Here is a 15,920-nt window from a genome sequence, read left to right on the forward strand (position 1 = left end):
AGTGTATAACAGTATATTACTGTTTTCAAGTGTTATATACTGTTTGTCGTAGTTCCGCCTTCAACAGCGCGGTTCCTCTTAGGCCGTGTCGTTTGCATTTATTCCCTCCATAACGAACGGGAAAATATATTTTACCCGGGTAATATTGATTTTTTAATTTTACCCGGGTATAATTGGGGCGAGCAGGAAAGGAGGTCAGCATGAGTAATGCCCTAACACGCTTTTACTGCACGGCATTTTTGGGTGTGGAAGTCGTCGCCAGTGGTTCGTTACAGCATGTTGTTACGACTGTGAAGGATGCTCTGAGTGACAGAGACCTCACACAACTGCTTATATTTGACGATTCCACGGGGAAACCAATAGATATTGATTTTCGTGGGAAGACAGATGAGGTGCTCAAACGATTAGGAGAACAGTTTGATGACTCATCCGGCACAGAAGTGAATCACCAGACTACACGGCGGGTCGGACGACCCAAGCTGGGGGTTGTATCCGGAGAGGTTACGTTATTGCCACGGCATTGGGAATGGCTCAAGAGTCAACCTGGAGGGGCTTCGGTAACATTACGAAAACTTATTGATGAAGCTCGCCGTGCTGGAGAACAACAGAGCACAATCCGAGAGTCACAAGAAGCAACATATAACTTCATGACGGCTATGGCCGGGGACTTCCATCAATACGAAGAAGCTCTGCGGGCATTGTATGCTGGTGATTTGGATCGTTTTAACCATTTCATCGATGACTGGGCACCTGATATCAGAAACCATGTCAAAAAATTAGCCGTCAATGCATTCTCTGAAGAGAACGTATGAATGAAAGGATATGACATACCCTCCCCTATCTCCGTGAAAGCGGAGGAGAAATCATGTTTCTTGGCGATGGCGGAGAGTTTCTTATCGAACATCGGTCTGCAGCGATCGAAGATTCACGCCTTCTGCCTATAACAGCACTTCCGATACCAAATTAATTCAAGGAGAACATGATCATGAGCATTCTGAAAGTCAACGGTGTTGAGTTAGCCTATGATAGTTTCGGTAACGAAAAAGACGAGGCTATTATCCTAATCGCCGGGCTTGGAACCCAGATGATCCGATGGACGGTTCCGTTTTGTGAAATATTGGCGGCGCGGGGCTTTCGGGTGATCCGCTTTGACAATCGCGATGTAGGTTGCTCGACACACTTTAGCCATTATCGGACGCTGGATTTTGATGCATTAGCGTCTGCTCTCATGTCGGGACAGCAACCGGACATCCCTTACACTATCGATGACATGGCAAGCGACACTATCGGACTGCTCGACGCCCTTTCAATTGACCGGGCACATTTCGTTGGCAGATCAATGGGCGGAATGATCGCCCAAATTGCAGCCAGTGAGTACCCTGAACGGGTGTTATCACTCACCTCCATTATGTCTAGTTCCGGTAATCCCACCCTTCCGCAAGCTTCCCCGGATGTCATGGCGATGATGACTACACCGGCGCCGAATCCCTTTGAGGATGAAACAGGATTTTTGGCGCATAGCCTCTCTTTTGCCAAACGCATCGCCGGCACTGGCTATCCGTTTGAAGAAGACGCTTATCGGGCACTCATTCTGGAAGAAGTCCAGCGAGCCTACGATCCAGGCAGTGTCGGACGACAAATTGCTGCGATCGCTGTCTCCGGTGACCGTCGTCCGCGGCTGGCGACCATAAAAGTACCCGCACTTGTCATTCATGGGATGGACGATCCCCTGTTCGTCCCGGCGTGTGGCGAGGACACTGCTTTTGTCATCCCGGGCGCCGAGCTAATGTTAATTGATGGCATGGGACACGACCTGCCGCACCAACTGTACAAAGTAACCGCTGATGGTATAGAGCGAACGGCTCGTCGCATTTGACACGCGCTTCCTGAATACCAACCAGCCGTAATCCCACGGTACAAAATGGGACAAGTAGTCTCTTGGAACGGTTGTTAAAGCAGCTCCATTTCAACGCATATGTAGAAACGATCAAAAAAGCGCCGGTTCCATGATAATATCATGAGCCAGCGCTTTTTTTGTCTTCGTATGGCCATACGGTTAATCGTCAGCTTTAAACTATCCTGCCCGTTAGTACAACAGGCCGCCTATTTGGCAGCCTGCACATGATACCTCTACTGGTTGAATTTACTTATAATCCAAAATGCTGACGAACTAGTCTAAATTGTTCTTCAACACTTAAACTGGTTGTTCTTTCAATGGTCTTAATACCATTTTTAACACAGGCATTTCTAACATCACGAGAAAACTTTACCATGTTTTTGTTTCCATTTTTGATTGTTTCCGCTGGATTAGCTGTAAGGTTAATAACATCCAAAATCATCTTATGGTCTTCCCTGAAGAAATATAGCTTTTCTATTTCTTCCTCAGACGTATAGAGACATATCATTCTTTCTTTAGGAATAAAGGGTAATATGTGTTCGGGCATTACTCCTAAATCTATGATGATTGGTGAATCGGTAGGCATTTTCAACAAATCGATAACAAAAAACTCCATCAATTCTTCAACAATTTGAAAAAGCCATTCACAATGTTCATCATTGGGTTTATTAAACCATTTGTCCCAGTCCAAACCAGGATGAGGATATTGAAGGGCAGGGTATAGAACAGGATTAGTAAATGGTCTATATTTTAAGACATTATCTTCAAGGGTTTGGAATCCTAACTCCTTAATAAATTTCTTAGTCATTGTGGTTTTGCCCGCGCAACAACCACCATTTAGCCAATAAACATGTTTTAATTGTTCTTTTAGATAATTATCATTAACTTTCATATTTACCCTCCTCAAATTTTAATTTTGAGGAAGTTGGCGGATTCTTATCGGCTTTCTATAACAGTGAAAGTGCATATTAAATCCTCCTCTCTAAAACATACCTAAATAACATTCGACTAATTAGGTACTAGTTCCTCTTCCATTTCAACTATCCTGTCCGTTAGCTTAACCCCAAACAGAAAACAGCCATCTCCTCCCCATCGGAAGGAAATGGCTGATATGACGGTACCGGGCGGACGTGTTTGCCGTCAGCGCGCCTTCGCGAGTTTCGTGCCGCGAACCGATGCTGCAGCGTATACGACAAGCGCTGCCCAGATAAGCGCGAAGCCGATGAGAAGAACCGGTGAGACCGATTCTTTGAACACGAATACGCTCAGTAACAGCATGATCGTCGGCCCGATGTATTGTACGAAGCCGAGCGTGGACAGCGACATCCGGGCGGCCGCTCGCGCAAAGAAAAGCAGCGGTAACGCTGTTACCACGCCGGAAAGAAGCAGTTCGACGAACGTGGAAGCAGGTAGCGTCCATGCCGTCGTCTTTCCCACGGCGGCCAAATAGATCCAGTAGCCGAGCGCAACTGGCAGGACTACAGCCGTCTCCGACAGCAAGCCTACAGAAGCGTCTTGTCCGATCTTCTTCTTCGCGAGGCCGTACAAGCCAAACGTCGCGGCCAGTGAGATTGAGATCCATGGGAAGCGTCCGTAGTCGATGGCGATGATGAGCACCGCGGCGCCAGCGATGGCAATCGCGAGCCATTGGCCGCGGTTCGGCTTCTCACGAAGGAAGACAACCGCAAGCAGCACGTTCAGCAACGGGTTCAAATAATAGCCGAGACTTGTCTCGACGACATGGTCGTTGTTGACCGCCCAGATGAAGATGAGCCAATTTGCAGCAATCAGCAGTCCGCTAGCGGTGAGCGACAGCAGGAGCGAGCGGCTAGACACAATCCGCTTCATGTCCCCCCAGCGCCGCTGGACGGCGACGAGAATACCCATGAAGACGAACGACCAGACAACCCGATGTGACAGAATCTCACCTGCCGGCACATCGTTAAACAACTTCCAATAAAGCGGGAGAACCCCCCACATGATATACGCGATAATAGCATTGACCAACCCATTGTTCATAAGCAATTTCCCTCTTCCCCACTCCGATGTCTTAACGGATTATACGCCTCGATCATCGTTTAAGTAAAGGGATTAATATTTTGGCTACCCAAAATAATACGTTCGGTATTGTATCACTTATTATTTGGAAGGATGGTATCTCGTGTATGTACGCTTCGTTATCGTCTCCTCCACAATGTACCCAATTTTGCGTCAAAATCCTACAATGGAATCACATTTCGTAATGGGGTCACAATTGTGTCATTAGGCAGTTAACATAACGTTTTATTTCACAAATTGAATTATCCTCCGTTAAGTTATTAAACTTTTTTGGCAATAATCTTAGTCATTGCATGTTGATGAGGGATGCTTGACGAATTACAATCAAACACCACTTCTGAACTGTCTTGGAAAAACCAATCATTATAATACGAGAGTAACTCACCAGAATGCCATCTATATGCATTCGGCTCATTTTCAGGTGGAGGTGCAATAAAAGGCTTATCAACGAACACATTTAAAATATGTAATCCATTCTTATTAGTAAACTCTTTATAATTGTCGAATATCTCACTACGATATTCAGGTTTAATATAGTGAAGAACACCACTCGAGTAGATGATGTCATAATATGAGTTTAGTCTAAAATCCAACACATCCGCTTGGAAAACATTAACCTTTACACCAACTTTCTCGGCAAGGTTTTGTGTTTTTTCAACCCCTGCACTAGATACGTCAAAGGCGGATACATCATACCCGTTTCTCGCAAAAAAGACAGCATCCTTACCTTCACCACAACCTATATCCAATAACTTAATTTGCTTGTTTGGAGGCATTAATTGAATCACTTTGTAACACACTGAATTAGGCTCAAATCCCCAGTAATAATCGGAACGCTTATACTCTTTTTCATAAATGGTTGTATATTTTTCTTGAGAGCTATAACCAAGAAGCTTATCTATGCTCACATTTAAAATTCTTGATATCTCTGGCAAAAGAGTTATATCAGGCATGGTCTGAATGTTTTCCCACTTTGAAATTGCTTGAAAAGAGACACCTAACTTCCCAGCCAACTCCTCCTGAGTTAACTCACTTTCCTTGCGATACCTGCTTATATTTCTAGCCAAGATTTCTTTCATCCTAATAACCACTCCTTCTTTAACACTAATTGTATTAATGATAAAGAAAAGGAACAATAACCTAACAATTGAATGTTTGAAAATACTCAACCGACAGTTGAACTTATTACAGTTAAATTCAATGCCCACCTACTAACGTTCCCTGTTAGCGTAACGGCTCATGTAATAATCGGAATTCATCTTGGAGAATAGCCATCGAGATCATATCATGAAACTTTTCATCTATATATAATGCATCTCGTTGTAACCCTTCTCGTTTAAATCCGATCTTCTCGTAGACATGGATCGCTCGTGGGTTAAAAGTATAAACGCCTAAATGAATTCGATGCAGCTTTAGTGTGTTAAATCCATACCGGAGCATTTGAATCATAGCTTCCGTACCGTAGCCTTTACCGCGATGGTTATTGCCTTGAATTCCGATACGGATATTTGCACTCCGGTTGATTGAATCGATTTCGTTTAACACGACCTCGCCTAACAGCTCGTTTGTACTTTTTAATAAGATCATAAAATCAACACGATCGTTATTTATGACACTGATTTTCTTAATCCATGCGGCAATTTCATCACGGGTGATTTCTATTTGTGAGCCCGTTAGCCGATTCATCTCAGGATCATGTAAAAAAGTAAGGTAATTATTCAGGTCGGACTCCTGAGCATATCTCAAAAGAATATCACGACCCTCGATTTGAATCTCAGTTAATTGCCCCTTCCTGTTGATTGTCATAATGTGATCCCTCCAAGAAATTAGTTGATTAAATTTGCTTTATTATACCATGAAGATCGCAAGTAACTCATTGCTTTAACCTACCCGATAGCACAACGCGGCTGCCGATCCATGCCGGCAACCGCGTTGTATTTTTTTTATTAAGCTCTAGTGCCCCGTTAGTTTAATAAATTTGTTGTCTGTTATTATTTAGTGTCTTCGTCGCTTTTATACTCCAGAATATCACCCGGCTGACAATTCAAAGCCTTACATATCGCTTCTAATGTTGAAAAACGAACCGCTTTTGCTTTCCCGTTTTTCAGAATGGAAAGATTCGCCATAGTAATTCCAACCCGCTCCGACAGTTCTGTTACACTCATTTTCCTTTTTGCCAACATCACATCAACATTAATGATAATCGCCATAATAATCACCTCAGATCGTTAAAGCATTTTCTGATTTAATATTAATAGCTTCTTGTAAAAGACTTTGGAGAACAGCAGCAAAAACGGCGATCACCATAGAGGCGAAAATAATGACCAATCCCATTGGTATGAAACTTGGAGGGTCAATCTTCTGCGCCATGAGATAGTAGAGTGGCATACCTAGCAGGTACAAGGTACTGATTGTGATGGCACAGTATTTTATATTCTTTAAAGCCATAATGGATAATTCCGAGAATGCTTGGTTCTTATCAATATAGCTTAAAAGTTTAAATGCTTGATACAGAGCTAAGTAAAAAGGTATGGCTGCCGCGTACATATCGATTAAAACGAGAGATTTCATATAAGCGATATCTGGATATAATTCTCCAGCAAAACTCCCGATTTTAGGCACTAAAAAAACGCACAAAGCAAGAATTGGGATTCCAATAAGAATAACAGCCATCTTCAAAAAGAATGTTGTTCCCCGTTTCATAAAGAGCACCCCACTAATTTAATTATAAAATGACTTTAACACACGATTTATTGTTTTACAATAAATTAGTATTGCTATTAATTATATTTTTATTGATAATGGAATATCTCATTTTTAAAATCAAAAAACAAAGAGCATTTCTCATTACAAAGAAATGCTCTCACTTTAAAATGTTAAATTTAAACTTGTTCAACAAAACTGACCATTAGCGAAACGCCAATCGAGCAAAATAAGTAGAATATCAAACCAATAGTCGATCCAATCCAATTGCGCTGATCAATAATCGCTCCTTCTTAGTTCCGAGCATTTTTTGTGTCCAGTCTACAAAGCCTCCATCACCAATGTAATACTCTTTATCCTCGATAACTGTCTTTATAGTGAATTGCAGACCCTTATAGTATTGATTTTCCTTTTGAGGAGAACCTGTACTAATGACCACATCATTTAATTCAAAACTTTCACCATAATCAGTGATTCTTGATACTAAACCCGCGCTATCTTTATATCCACCTCGCTCACTAAAAATAACCTCGATTTTGGAATTGAAGAGTGATTTGAAAATCGTTCGGTAAATTTCTATGTGCTCCCACAATGATTTTTTCTCGAAATCGTAAGATCCTTGGTCAACTCCAGAGGTCACCATACAGAATAAGTGAAAATGAGCGAGCATTCCTGGAGAATCACCAAAATACTGTGCTCGTACATGTCTATGGGTAGTACAAAATCGCATGTAATCCTCTCTTGAGGATTTATGGTATTTAATCAGATCAGCGATATGTAACGCGATAAGATTCGTCGCATCTGAAACAACTTCCGTCCCCCGAAGTGCCGAAATGACCTTATTTTGATCGACTGTACCTACTACTGAGGTAGAGCCTAATGGGGCAACAGGTGACAACTGGAGTGGGGATACACCCTGGTTAACAGCTACTTTCAGAATATCCATCTCCAATTGTTTTAGTTGAAGCGGTTCTACATTTGCTGGATGAACAAACCGATTTTCTGTGTATCTCTTAAGTAGGTCATTCGGAGAAGATTTTCTAACCTTCTCATTAAATACCTTCAAAAGAAGTGTATTTAGATCGCTGCTAGAAATCCGTTCTGTAAGGAGAGTTATCAAATCAGATTTCTCAAGTCTATTCAGTATTCTTTCAAGGTCTGCTGAAAGGGTAGGTTTCAAATTACTCACTCCTTTCTTGTCTGGATCTGTGTTGGTGACTTGCGGAATATTATATTAGGGGTATAGGAAATGGTCAACACGAATTAGCACGCCACGCTATCCTGCCCGTTAGCTGAATCAAGCTCGGGTTGAGGGAACGGGTCGTCAGCCACACAGCGTGAATACGGTGATATCTGATGGGGCTGCCTTGTTCGAATCAACTTATAGAATCTCGCTTTAATATTGAATACATCTTCTGATCTACAAACTTCCCCTTGATCTTTAGCTGATCTCTTAATATTCCTTCCTCAATCATTCCCACCTTCTCCATTGCTCGTCCAGATCCAATATTGTCAAAATTACATCTACCTTCAATCCTATTCAAATTTAGACTCATAAATCCATACTGAATAATTTGATTGTTCGCTTCAGTAATAATTCCTTTATTCCAAAAATCGCACGAGAGAGCAAACCCAATTTCAGCTCTCTGATGAGCCACATCCCAGCTAATAAATCCAGTTCTCCCGATTATCCTATTTGATGTCTTATCGACTATTCCCCAATGATAAGCTTCTCTTGATTCATATTTCTTCAAAATGTATTTAATGAAATGAGTAGAATCATTGATGGACTGATGTGTTTCCCATATCGTATAAATTGTAACCTGTGGGTTAGAAGCAAAATTAAAATAATCACCAGCATCCTCTAAACTCAATCTTCTTAGATAAAGTCTATCCGTTTCAAAAATGGGTGATTCTGAAAATAACTTACTAACGTCCATGTAATCTCTTCTTCCATATCATTTGTTTGCAGTTCTTTCAGATAACGTTACCGTATTCACGAACCCTCACCGACTTAAGACATCGCCAGGTGCGGGGTGCGACGCGCGTAGTCGGTGCAGGGTTGTCCGCCTGAGATCTAGCTTCTCGAAATGCTTCGGGCGGACTAAGGGCGGCTTCAGCCGGCGTGAATACATTGTTATAGGATGTCAGTACCTTCTTCGAGATACTTATACGATTCGACTATCGTACACCTAATTTATTAGGTTACTTGGTTCTTTGATTCTCTTGATATGCCTTCTTTACCCTTTCAATTTGAGCAAGGTGGCCACGGACATGTTCGACGCGGAATTCCAGCAATTGCTTGAATGTGAACCGCTCCTGATCAGGATATACCCCCACTCGCTCATTTTGTTCACTAGTTAGATTGTCTAGGATTGTCTGCATACTGGAACGCAGCAATTTGAACAGAAGAAGATACTGTTCGCGGTCCAATAAATCATACCCCAAGGTATTCGCCCATGCGTCTTGATCAAATGAAATCAGAGTCGGTTCATCTTCCGCCAAGACTTTTTTAAGTCGTGATGTTGACGAGATCTCTGAATCTGTCACATGTATGAGGATCTGATGAATGCTCCATTTATCCGGAGCAGGATTGTAATGAAGCTCCTCCTCTGTTAAACCTTCGATGGCATCCCGAAGCATTGTGTATCCTAAGGCGTATTCCTTAATTAATTCCTTCAATTCAAACCCCTCCTTTTTTCAAGTAAGCTCAAAGAGCAAACTAATATTATTGCGCTGATTACCTATAACGTTCTTGTATTCACGACGTCCCCCCAGCTTAAGGTCACGAAGTGACCAGCCGCGATGCGGTTAGGTGGAGGGATGTGTTCGGCTGAATATGCTTCCTCGCTGCTGAAATGCCTCGTCGAGTTTACTTCGGACTCTGCCGGACCGAGGGCCGAATGGCCCGAAACGTTGATATGTTGTTATCCGAAGGAACCGACTCCGTTGAAAAACGTTCAATCGTTTTCTTGACTTAAACTTAGCAATTGTTTTTTGAGAAGCATTATTTGTCCAATATGATATGCATTATGAATACATAAATTTGATACTACTCCCCACCATGGAGCATTGAAATATGAGGGGATTTCTGATATTAGTTTGAGATCTGCGCTTTCCTCAAGTGCCCTATTCCAACTATAAAAGACACTTTCGAGTCTCTGTAGGGTCTTTTTCCACTCAAGATCATTTATAGAATGTGGATTTACAAAAAACGTATCATCATTATTTATTGAGCTGTTCAATTCAAATTGCTCGGTGTTATATCTTCCTAGCCATGTCTCATTCCAGAAAATAAGATGATTCACGATCGACCAAATTGATTGTTTACTTTCAGTCTCCCATGCAGCTTGTGTTGCATTTAGATCTATTAAAATCTCATGAAGTGGAATAAACCAGCTCTTATCGTTATAACAAGCGTTTAATTGATCTAATAGAATAGATTTATAATTCATACCTATACCTCTCTTCTTGATTTATTTCTCGGTTCTTTCGGATAACGTTCTTGTATTCAGGACGTCCGACGAAGTCGGATGTGTCCGGCTGCCTCTGCCTCCCTGAAATCCTTCTTCCGGACCGAGGGCGTATGCCTGATGCGTGAATATCGTGTTATGTGACGTACCACACTTCCTGACTTACATTCAATTTGATTTCATTCTTGCCCATTCATTTTCAAGAATGCTCATCTCAATCAAATTCCAATATGTGTCTCTATATTTTCTTATATCTCGTAATAAACCTTCTCTTACAAACCCTGTGCTTTCATAACATTTAATTGCCGATTTATTGAAGTCAAATACACCAAGACTTATTCGATGCAGTTTTAAATCATCAAAGCCAATTCTCAAAATCTCTAATATCATTTGTTTCCCATAACCTTTGCCCCTGCCAGTTCGATCCCCAACAAGCACCCTTTCAACTCGCCCAGAACGATTGTGCCTATCTATTACTCCTAATGAAATATGTCCAATAACTTGGTTGGAGATTTCATCAATTACTTTGTAGACTAATCTGTCTGATGAATTCATATCGTTTGCTTCATTGAGGTACTGTTTTAATTGTTCTTTATTCAGTGGGAACTGAAATTGTTTCCCAGCCCATTGTAGTAAAAATGCTTCATCGCCACTCCATTCAATAAGTTGATCAAAATCAGAAGGTTCAAAGTACTTAAGAGTAATCATGTTCTCCGTCCTTTCAGCTCTTGTGGTATGTCACATAACGATTTATTTGCGAACTTCGCAATTAATCCCATACTTGGAGGTATTCGTGAATCGTTTAAACTATCCTGCCCGTTAGCTTAATAAAATGAGCAGATTTCGACAGCCTGCTCAACAGCATGTGCAGCATCGCTATCCATATAATTTCACAAAAAAGAAACATCTTGTCGATTGTTTAGAGTCCTTCAAGCTGAACGACTCCAACATCTGCTGGAGCAACCGTTGGAAACTTTAGATCTGTAGGGAAGAAGGTCGGTAGAATTTGCGCCAACCTCTTAATTGATAATTCTTAACAATTACGGTTAACCATATATATGCTTTTTCGGCTAACGATATTTGTTCTTGTCGACTTACAACTCTCGATTCCATAATATATACATCGAGAAAATCCCTCGATGAACACCAAAAAAATCTACTTAACGAAAAACAGCCGATCATAATGAACGGCTGCCTGCTTGTCTTTATTGTGCTAATGTGTCCCGTTAGGCCAATATGCCAATCCCATTCCGAGTCCGTTAGAGCCTCGCGAACGTGATGTAATCGACTTGGATGGGCTCTGCCGATTCGATCCGAAGTGCCCGGTTGATCTGTCCCCGGTGATATTGTCCATGTAAGAGGACCTGCGACAGGATGTCCCGGACGGACGTTCGGAACGTAACCCCGCTCTGGTTCGCATAGTCAACCATCTCGTCCAACTCGGAATCCTCGAGCCCTTCGATATAGACTCGATATTGCTCAGCGTTCTCTTCGAACATCGTCTGGATCGCCGTCAGGTCTTCCGCTTCCTCCCACAACGAATATTGCGCGCTGCCCTTGCCCAGCAATCGGGACAGCCAGACTCGTTCCGCGACCGCGATGTGCCGAACCAGCTTCAGAAGGTCCTTGTTCTTCGTCTCATTCTTCTCGAGCGCGTCTAAGATGCGTCCGTCCGCCCAGTACAGGTGGTCCATCATGCGCTTGATCGTCTTCATTTCGGTTTCCCCCTCTTCGTCTCATCGATTACTTGAACCTACTGTTATTCGTTAGTTTAATCATTTGGTCAGTCAGATTCATTTGGTTTTGAGGAATCTGTTCGGCGTGGTTGAGTCTAACGCCGGATGGTCTTCACGATTGGAGTGTGAATCACTATATCGTCTACAACTCGATCTAGGCATCTTTCCCCTAAGTGCAACTCGACGCATAGTTCGTCCCACTCATTCCGTGGCAGGATTGGATTATGGTCGTATACGATTACGCTCGCCCCGGTTAAGCAAAGTATGCGGATCAGCGGTGAGTTACTGACGCCAGCCCCTATGACGGTCACGTCCCATCCGGCAAGCGATTGAATATAGGTGTTTAAAAGTAGGATTCATAAACATCTCCACTTAGAAAGTATCACTACATCAAATATACCACATTCTGGAACTGTTCTACTTGTCGGTGTAATTAAAAAAGGCAACCGATTTCCTTACAATGGCCAAGTCTAAATTTCCATAGGAGCTCAATATACACCTTTGACAATATTTCGTTTGCTGGAATATGGCAAATGTACCCTGATCATTTATCGCCCCCCTTCTGAAATAAAACAGGCTGCCAGAGAGGCAGCTCATATTTTCGTTACGTCGATTATTCTTGTTCGAACTTTTCAATCAAATCGTCCACATAGAAAACTGCAACTTTTAAAGCCCTTATCTTTCTCAGAATGTAGGTCTGCTGCGGACGGACAGTGCTCTCACTTTAAAATGCCAATTAAAATTTGAAACGAGAATAGGTAATTATAAAAGCCACTTAAGCTTTCTACTTAAGTGGCTTTTAATGTTAATATGGCGAATTATCTTCCAGTTTCTTAAAACTCCAGAAGTATTCGTTTAATATTTTGTATTGATTCATTTCTTTCCTTCATGACAAGAATCCGCTCCAGGTGCGGGTTCTTGTCTTTTTGATATCGATACTAGCGGAATTAATTCATACAGGGTGCGTACATCGCAACCGAGGGTGTCGGCGATCGATATGGCGATTTTGAGCGGCATGACTCTTTTGTTATCCGTAAAGTCGGAAATTCGTTCCGGCTTAAGAAGCAATTCTTTTGCCAGCGAGTCCACTGTTTTTCTGGATTCCAGAAGTCGTTCATGCAGCAAGCAGCGTCCAAGCTCAAATTTCATAAAGAAATGCCCCCATGTGCAATAATATTCAACTATAAGTGTTGTCCATTTTCAGTATGGATAAACAAAACTTTTGGCGGTATTCACTACTAACCTGCCCGTTAGTTTAATGAAAAAGCTGTTGATTGTTGACTTTCATATTCCATTAGCAAATAACGGCTAGGAGTATTCTCGGCCCATCGCAATTCCGAGCCACAGTAGACAAAATACAAATTGGAGCTATGGTGCGCAAAAATTCAGTTTGCCTCACATCACGAATGCCAAGTAACGGGTCCTCCTTTTAACGACCTGGTGTATATCAACAAATTATAGACCGTATGTACAATGGTGGCCGACCATAAGGAGTTTGTCTTTTTGAAGAGATATCCCAGGGAGATTCGAAATCCCAGAATGGGGTCACATTTGTGTATTTTCTAATGACACAAATCAAACCACATAAAAATAAAAAAAGCCTAACGAATCAGGCTGTAGTACTTCTCGTACTATTAAGTTTGTCATGTTTGCGTCTCTCTCGAACCTGTAAATCAGAACTCATAAGGTTAGATTAAAAAAATGAGCAGACTACTGCTGCAGCCTGCTTAACATAAAAAGGTATTTAACTAACATTTCAAGTTCGCACAACATGAATGCTTGACCCAAATCGATGGAAGCGCAGATAGTCCTCTGCCTTAAAAATGTTACATCTCAGCCGTAACGCCACTTTACAACTTCTGTGCAATATCCTCCTACTCGTTTCCCTACTCTTATTTATCGAACTCTTGTACGTGATCGACCATTGCAGTCGCGTCTGCAAGGGTTACTCCGTTCTTCGGATGGAAGTATCCTTCCGGGTCCAGCTCTACGATCTTGAGAGCAAGCGCTGTTTGAATCGCACCTTGATATTGTATATCGATCTGGTCGTTGTCCTTGATCTCCTTCAGGACTAGATTCAACATCGGCAGCCTGTCTTCGGCTTGAAGCGTGTGGATCAGCAGGTACGTGAACGATTCGCGCGTCACGTCGGCCTCTGCGTTGATCTTGACCTGCAGTTTCGTATCTCCGGCGGCTTTCTTGATCAATTCCACGGCTTGTTCTGCCGTGATGGCTTTGCTTGCCCCGCCTTGCTCAGGCACCGGGTGAGTATTCAAGTATTTTACGGCTTTGATCACGATATCGGTCGCATCCGTACGGGTAATTCCGGCCTTAGGATTAAAATTGCCCTCTTGGTCCAATTGAACAAATCTCAGGGCAAGCGCCGTCTGAATGGAGCCTTGATTCAGGATATCGATCTGATCGTTATCCTTGATTTCCGCCGGAACCAGATTGAACATCGGCAGCTGGCCACTCGTTTGTAGTGTATGAACTAGCAGGTACGTGAACGACTCGCGGGTCACGGCGGCTTTTGGATCGATTTTGATCTGCAGGTTTTCTCCGGCCGCCCCTTGGATCAATTGCACGGCTTGTTCTGCCGTGAGAGCGAAGCTCTCGCCGCCCTGCTGCCCAGAGTGAGTTTTCAAATAATGAAGCGCGTTGCTAATTTCAATGGCAGCTTCCGCGCGGGAAATTTCTTTCTTCGGCTGAAACTTCCCGTTTTTATCCAAACCTACGACGCCGTAGTTCAGGGCGCGCTGGATCGATCCGGAATACTCGGGATTGACTTGATCCTGGTCTATGAACTTCTGGACAATCGGGTTAATGAGAGGCAGCTTACCGGCAATTTCGATCGCATGAACGAGCTGGTGCGTAAAGCCTTCGCGCGTCATCTTTTCATTCGGATTCAGATCCGCAGGCAGGTCTAATCCGTTGACTGCAGCGATTATGAAAGCCTTTGCGTACCAAGCGGAATCGTTAGCTTGCTTGTAATAATCGGAAGCCTGGGGCTCTTTAACAAAACGGATAAAGTCGAGATTCAGTCCCAGCGCGTTGACGAAAAACTGCACGCTCTCGGCTTGTGTGACGGTCTTATTCGGAGCAAACCGTTCTGCTGTAATTCCCTTGATCAGGCCGCTGTCATGCAGGGCAATGATCTTGTCTTTATCTTGCACGCTATCCAGATCTTTAAAGGCAGCCGCAGAAGCAAAGTCTTGTCCGGCCAAGCTGAATGCCAGGGCAACGGCTGCGGACAGGGTAATGATTTTGGATGGCTTTTTCATAAATGTCACCTCTTGTAGTCGAGTTGGTTTATCTTGCCATCATAGACGTACCTCCACTCAAAAAGGTTTCTCCGTTTACTCAAAAAGATCCATTTCTTCTCCATTTGCTGCAGTTCAATCCCGTTCATACCATCCATATGGATATGTCTGTCGGCACAAGATCAATGGACTCCATCCGCAAATAATCCAAGGTTTCCATGGTTTTGCCTCGAAGATGAATCTTTTCCTCATCGGTATGTACTCTTGTCATTTTCGGCTTATATGTTTGACATGTTCATTCTTCACATATAAAAAGCACGCAGCAGGTTAATCTGTGCGCGCTTCCCTTTTATTACTTCTCCTCTAACTCATCCGGGACATCGTATTTATTGATATGTGAGGTCATCGCTGCGACGGCATCGTCGACATTCGTCGTGGCAGGCTCCCGTCCGACCACGTCATCGGTCTCGTCATGAAAATTCAAACGGTCTGCCTCTATTTCTTTCTGTTTATTTTTTTCCATTCGGGGCTTCTCCTCCCTTCTTTCTTATTCCAATGTCTATTCTTCTTCTATTAGCGAGTACAGAGGTACTTCCCGCTCTTCTTCAGGTTTATTCAGCGCATAGATGCGCGCTGTCTCACTCTCCTCATGCACATGCTGTATATAGATTGGTATCCCATCACACAGTACATTCGCCATTACGGGAGAAGACGCAATTTCTTGTGCTCTTTGAACATTCATGTAGAATGACCTCCCTTTCTGAGTAGAGTCCGTCTTTACTATGCTCGAAGT

The 15,920-nt window shown here is 42.8% G+C and carries 20 protein-coding genes; 2 read left to right on the top strand and 18 right to left on the bottom strand.

Going from position 1 to position 15,920, the window contains the following annotated elements; translation table 11 throughout:
- The first annotated feature begins 200 nt into the window (after window positions 1-200).
- Entirely contained in the window at window positions 201-812 is a 612-nt protein-coding gene (locus GRF59_RS02725) for a DUF2239 family protein (protein WP_160496123.1), read from the top strand.
- 173 nt (window positions 813-985) lie between these two features.
- Entirely contained in the window at window positions 986-1,876 is an 891-nt protein-coding gene (locus GRF59_RS02730) for an alpha/beta fold hydrolase (protein ID WP_160496124.1), read from the top strand.
- 271 nt (window positions 1,877-2,147) lie between these two features.
- Here the strand turns inward: GRF59_RS02730 and GRF59_RS02735 are convergent, their stop codons facing one another.
- The 18 genes from GRF59_RS02735 to GRF59_RS02810 all read right to left on the bottom strand — a co-directional run bounded on the left by GRF59_RS02735 (window position 2,148) and on the right by GRF59_RS02810 (window position 15,869).
- Window positions 2,148-2,789 (bottom strand): hypothetical protein, encoded by a 642-nt coding sequence (locus GRF59_RS02735; RefSeq protein WP_160496125.1) that lies wholly within the window; start codon window positions 2,787-2,789, stop codon window positions 2,148-2,150.
- Between the two features lie 248 nt (window positions 2,790-3,037).
- A complete protein-coding gene (gene rarD, locus GRF59_RS02740) occupies window positions 3,038-3,916 on the bottom strand; it encodes an EamA family transporter RarD (RefSeq protein WP_160496126.1) in 879 nt (292 codons plus the stop codon).
- A gap of 299 nt (window positions 3,917-4,215) precedes the next feature.
- On the bottom strand, window positions 4,216-5,034 hold the full coding sequence (locus tag GRF59_RS02745) for a methyltransferase domain-containing protein (protein WP_160496127.1): 819 nt from the start codon (window positions 5,032-5,034) through the stop codon (window positions 4,216-4,218).
- A gap of 145 nt (window positions 5,035-5,179) precedes the next feature.
- Window positions 5,180-5,761: a GNAT family N-acetyltransferase gene (locus GRF59_RS02750; RefSeq protein ID WP_160496128.1), complete on the bottom strand. Its 582-nt coding sequence runs from the start codon at window positions 5,759-5,761 to the stop codon at window positions 5,180-5,182.
- A 185-nt stretch (window positions 5,762-5,946) separates the two neighbouring features.
- Window positions 5,947-6,165 carry a helix-turn-helix domain-containing protein gene (locus tag GRF59_RS02755; protein WP_160496129.1) on the bottom strand — a complete coding sequence of 73 codons (219 nt, stop codon included), beginning with the start codon at window positions 6,163-6,165 and terminating at the stop codon, window positions 5,947-5,949.
- A 10-nt stretch (window positions 6,166-6,175) separates the two neighbouring features.
- A complete protein-coding gene (locus GRF59_RS02760) occupies window positions 6,176-6,658 on the bottom strand; it encodes a DUF2975 domain-containing protein (RefSeq protein WP_160496130.1) in 483 nt (160 codons plus the stop codon).
- A 241-nt stretch (window positions 6,659-6,899) separates the two neighbouring features.
- On the bottom strand, window positions 6,900-7,838 hold the full coding sequence (locus GRF59_RS02765; RefSeq protein ID WP_160496131.1) for a hypothetical protein: 939 nt from the start codon (window positions 7,836-7,838) through the stop codon (window positions 6,900-6,902).
- 196 nt (window positions 7,839-8,034) lie between these two features.
- Window positions 8,035-8,598 (bottom strand): GNAT family N-acetyltransferase, encoded by a 564-nt coding sequence (locus tag GRF59_RS02770; protein ID WP_160496132.1) that lies wholly within the window; start codon window positions 8,596-8,598, stop codon window positions 8,035-8,037.
- 265 nt (window positions 8,599-8,863) lie between these two features.
- Window positions 8,864-9,340, bottom strand: coding sequence for a DinB family protein (locus GRF59_RS02775; RefSeq protein WP_160496133.1), 477 nt, complete (start codon window positions 9,338-9,340; stop codon window positions 8,864-8,866).
- 278 nt (window positions 9,341-9,618) lie between these two features.
- Complete coding sequence (locus GRF59_RS02780) at window positions 9,619-10,113, bottom strand: DinB family protein (RefSeq protein WP_160496134.1); 495 nt, start codon at window positions 10,111-10,113, stop codon at window positions 9,619-9,621.
- 186 nt (window positions 10,114-10,299) lie between these two features.
- Window positions 10,300-10,839, bottom strand: coding sequence for a GNAT family N-acetyltransferase (locus GRF59_RS02785; RefSeq protein WP_160496135.1), 540 nt, complete (start codon window positions 10,837-10,839; stop codon window positions 10,300-10,302).
- A 551-nt stretch (window positions 10,840-11,390) separates the two neighbouring features.
- On the bottom strand, window positions 11,391-11,846 hold the full coding sequence (locus GRF59_RS02790) for a DinB family protein (protein ID WP_160496136.1): 456 nt from the start codon (window positions 11,844-11,846) through the stop codon (window positions 11,391-11,393).
- 894 nt (window positions 11,847-12,740) lie between these two features.
- Entirely contained in the window at window positions 12,741-13,016 is a 276-nt protein-coding gene (locus tag GRF59_RS02800) for an XRE family transcriptional regulator (RefSeq protein WP_237391603.1), read from the bottom strand.
- 251 nt (window positions 13,017-13,267) lie between these two features.
- A complete protein-coding gene (locus GRF59_RS30230) occupies window positions 13,268-13,426 on the bottom strand; it encodes a CPBP family glutamic-type intramembrane protease (protein WP_423802948.1) in 159 nt (52 codons plus the stop codon).
- A 333-nt stretch (window positions 13,427-13,759) separates the two neighbouring features.
- Window positions 13,760-15,148 (bottom strand): S-layer homology domain-containing protein, encoded by a 1,389-nt coding sequence (locus tag GRF59_RS02805; protein ID WP_160496137.1) that lies wholly within the window; start codon window positions 15,146-15,148, stop codon window positions 13,760-13,762.
- A gap of 124 nt (window positions 15,149-15,272) precedes the next feature.
- Window positions 15,273-15,398, bottom strand: a complete 126-nt coding sequence (locus tag GRF59_RS29935; protein WP_272914963.1) for a hypothetical protein — start codon at window positions 15,396-15,398, stop codon at window positions 15,273-15,275.
- An 81-nt stretch (window positions 15,399-15,479) separates the two neighbouring features.
- Window positions 15,480-15,650 carry a hypothetical protein gene (locus GRF59_RS29310; RefSeq protein ID WP_168928891.1) on the bottom strand — a complete coding sequence of 57 codons (171 nt, stop codon included), beginning with the start codon at window positions 15,648-15,650 and terminating at the stop codon, window positions 15,480-15,482.
- Window positions 15,651-15,686: 36 nt separating this feature from the next.
- A complete protein-coding gene (locus GRF59_RS02810) occupies window positions 15,687-15,869 on the bottom strand; it encodes an H-type small acid-soluble spore protein (RefSeq protein ID WP_160496138.1) in 183 nt (60 codons plus the stop codon).
- Window positions 15,870-15,920 lie beyond the last annotated feature (51 nt).

This window comes from Paenibacillus dendrobii (assembly GCF_009807035.1).
In the GTDB taxonomy this organism is placed as follows: domain Bacteria; phylum Bacillota; class Bacilli; order Paenibacillales; family Paenibacillaceae; genus Paenibacillus_AQ; species Paenibacillus_AQ dendrobii.

What these genes read in the sequence shown, in the direction of transcription:
- GRF59_RS02725 (WP_160496123.1), top strand. Translation starts at nt 201, where the DNA reads ATGAGTAATGCCCTAACACGCTTTTACTGCACGGCATTTTTGGGTGTG.
- GRF59_RS02730 (WP_160496124.1), top strand. Translation starts at nt 986, where the DNA reads ATGAGCATTCTGAAAGTCAACGGTGTTGAGTTAGCCTATGATAGTTTC.
- GRF59_RS02735 (WP_160496125.1), bottom strand. Translation starts at nt 2,789, where the DNA reads ATGAAAGTTAATGATAATTATCTAAAAGAACAATTAAAACATGTTTAT.
- rarD (WP_160496126.1), bottom strand. Translation starts at nt 3,916, where the DNA reads ATGAACAATGGGTTGGTCAATGCTATTATCGCGTATATCATGTGGGGG.
- GRF59_RS02745 (WP_160496127.1), bottom strand. Translation starts at nt 5,034, where the DNA reads ATGAAAGAAATCTTGGCTAGAAATATAAGCAGGTATCGCAAGGAAAGT.
- GRF59_RS02750 (WP_160496128.1), bottom strand. Translation starts at nt 5,761, where the DNA reads ATGACAATCAACAGGAAGGGGCAATTAACTGAGATTCAAATCGAGGGT.
- GRF59_RS02755 (WP_160496129.1), bottom strand. Translation starts at nt 6,165, where the DNA reads ATGGCGATTATCATTAATGTTGATGTGATGTTGGCAAAAAGGAAAATG.
- GRF59_RS02760 (WP_160496130.1), bottom strand. Translation starts at nt 6,658, where the DNA reads ATGAAACGGGGAACAACATTCTTTTTGAAGATGGCTGTTATTCTTATT.
- GRF59_RS02770 (WP_160496132.1), bottom strand. Translation starts at nt 8,598, where the DNA reads ATGGACGTTAGTAAGTTATTTTCAGAATCACCCATTTTTGAAACGGAT.
- GRF59_RS02780 (WP_160496134.1), bottom strand. Translation starts at nt 10,113, where the DNA reads ATGAATTATAAATCTATTCTATTAGATCAATTAAACGCTTGTTATAAC.
- GRF59_RS02785 (WP_160496135.1), bottom strand. Translation starts at nt 10,839, where the DNA reads ATGATTACTCTTAAGTACTTTGAACCTTCTGATTTTGATCAACTTATT.
- GRF59_RS02790 (WP_160496136.1), bottom strand. Translation starts at nt 11,846, where the DNA reads ATGAAGACGATCAAGCGCATGATGGACCACCTGTACTGGGCGGACGGA.
- GRF59_RS02800 (WP_237391603.1), bottom strand. Translation starts at nt 13,016, where the DNA reads ATGAAATTTGAGCTTGGACGCTGCTTGCTGCATGAACGACTTCTGGAA.
- GRF59_RS02805 (WP_160496137.1), bottom strand. Translation starts at nt 15,148, where the DNA reads ATGAAAAAGCCATCCAAAATCATTACCCTGTCCGCAGCCGTTGCCCTG.
- GRF59_RS29935 (WP_272914963.1), bottom strand. Translation starts at nt 15,398, where the DNA reads ATGACAAGAGTACATACCGATGAGGAAAAGATTCATCTTCGAGGCAAA.
- GRF59_RS29310 (WP_168928891.1), bottom strand. Translation starts at nt 15,650, where the DNA reads ATGGAAAAAAATAAACAGAAAGAAATAGAGGCAGACCGTTTGAATTTT.
- GRF59_RS02810 (WP_160496138.1), bottom strand. Translation starts at nt 15,869, where the DNA reads ATGAATGTTCAAAGAGCACAAGAAATTGCGTCTTCTCCCGTAATGGCG.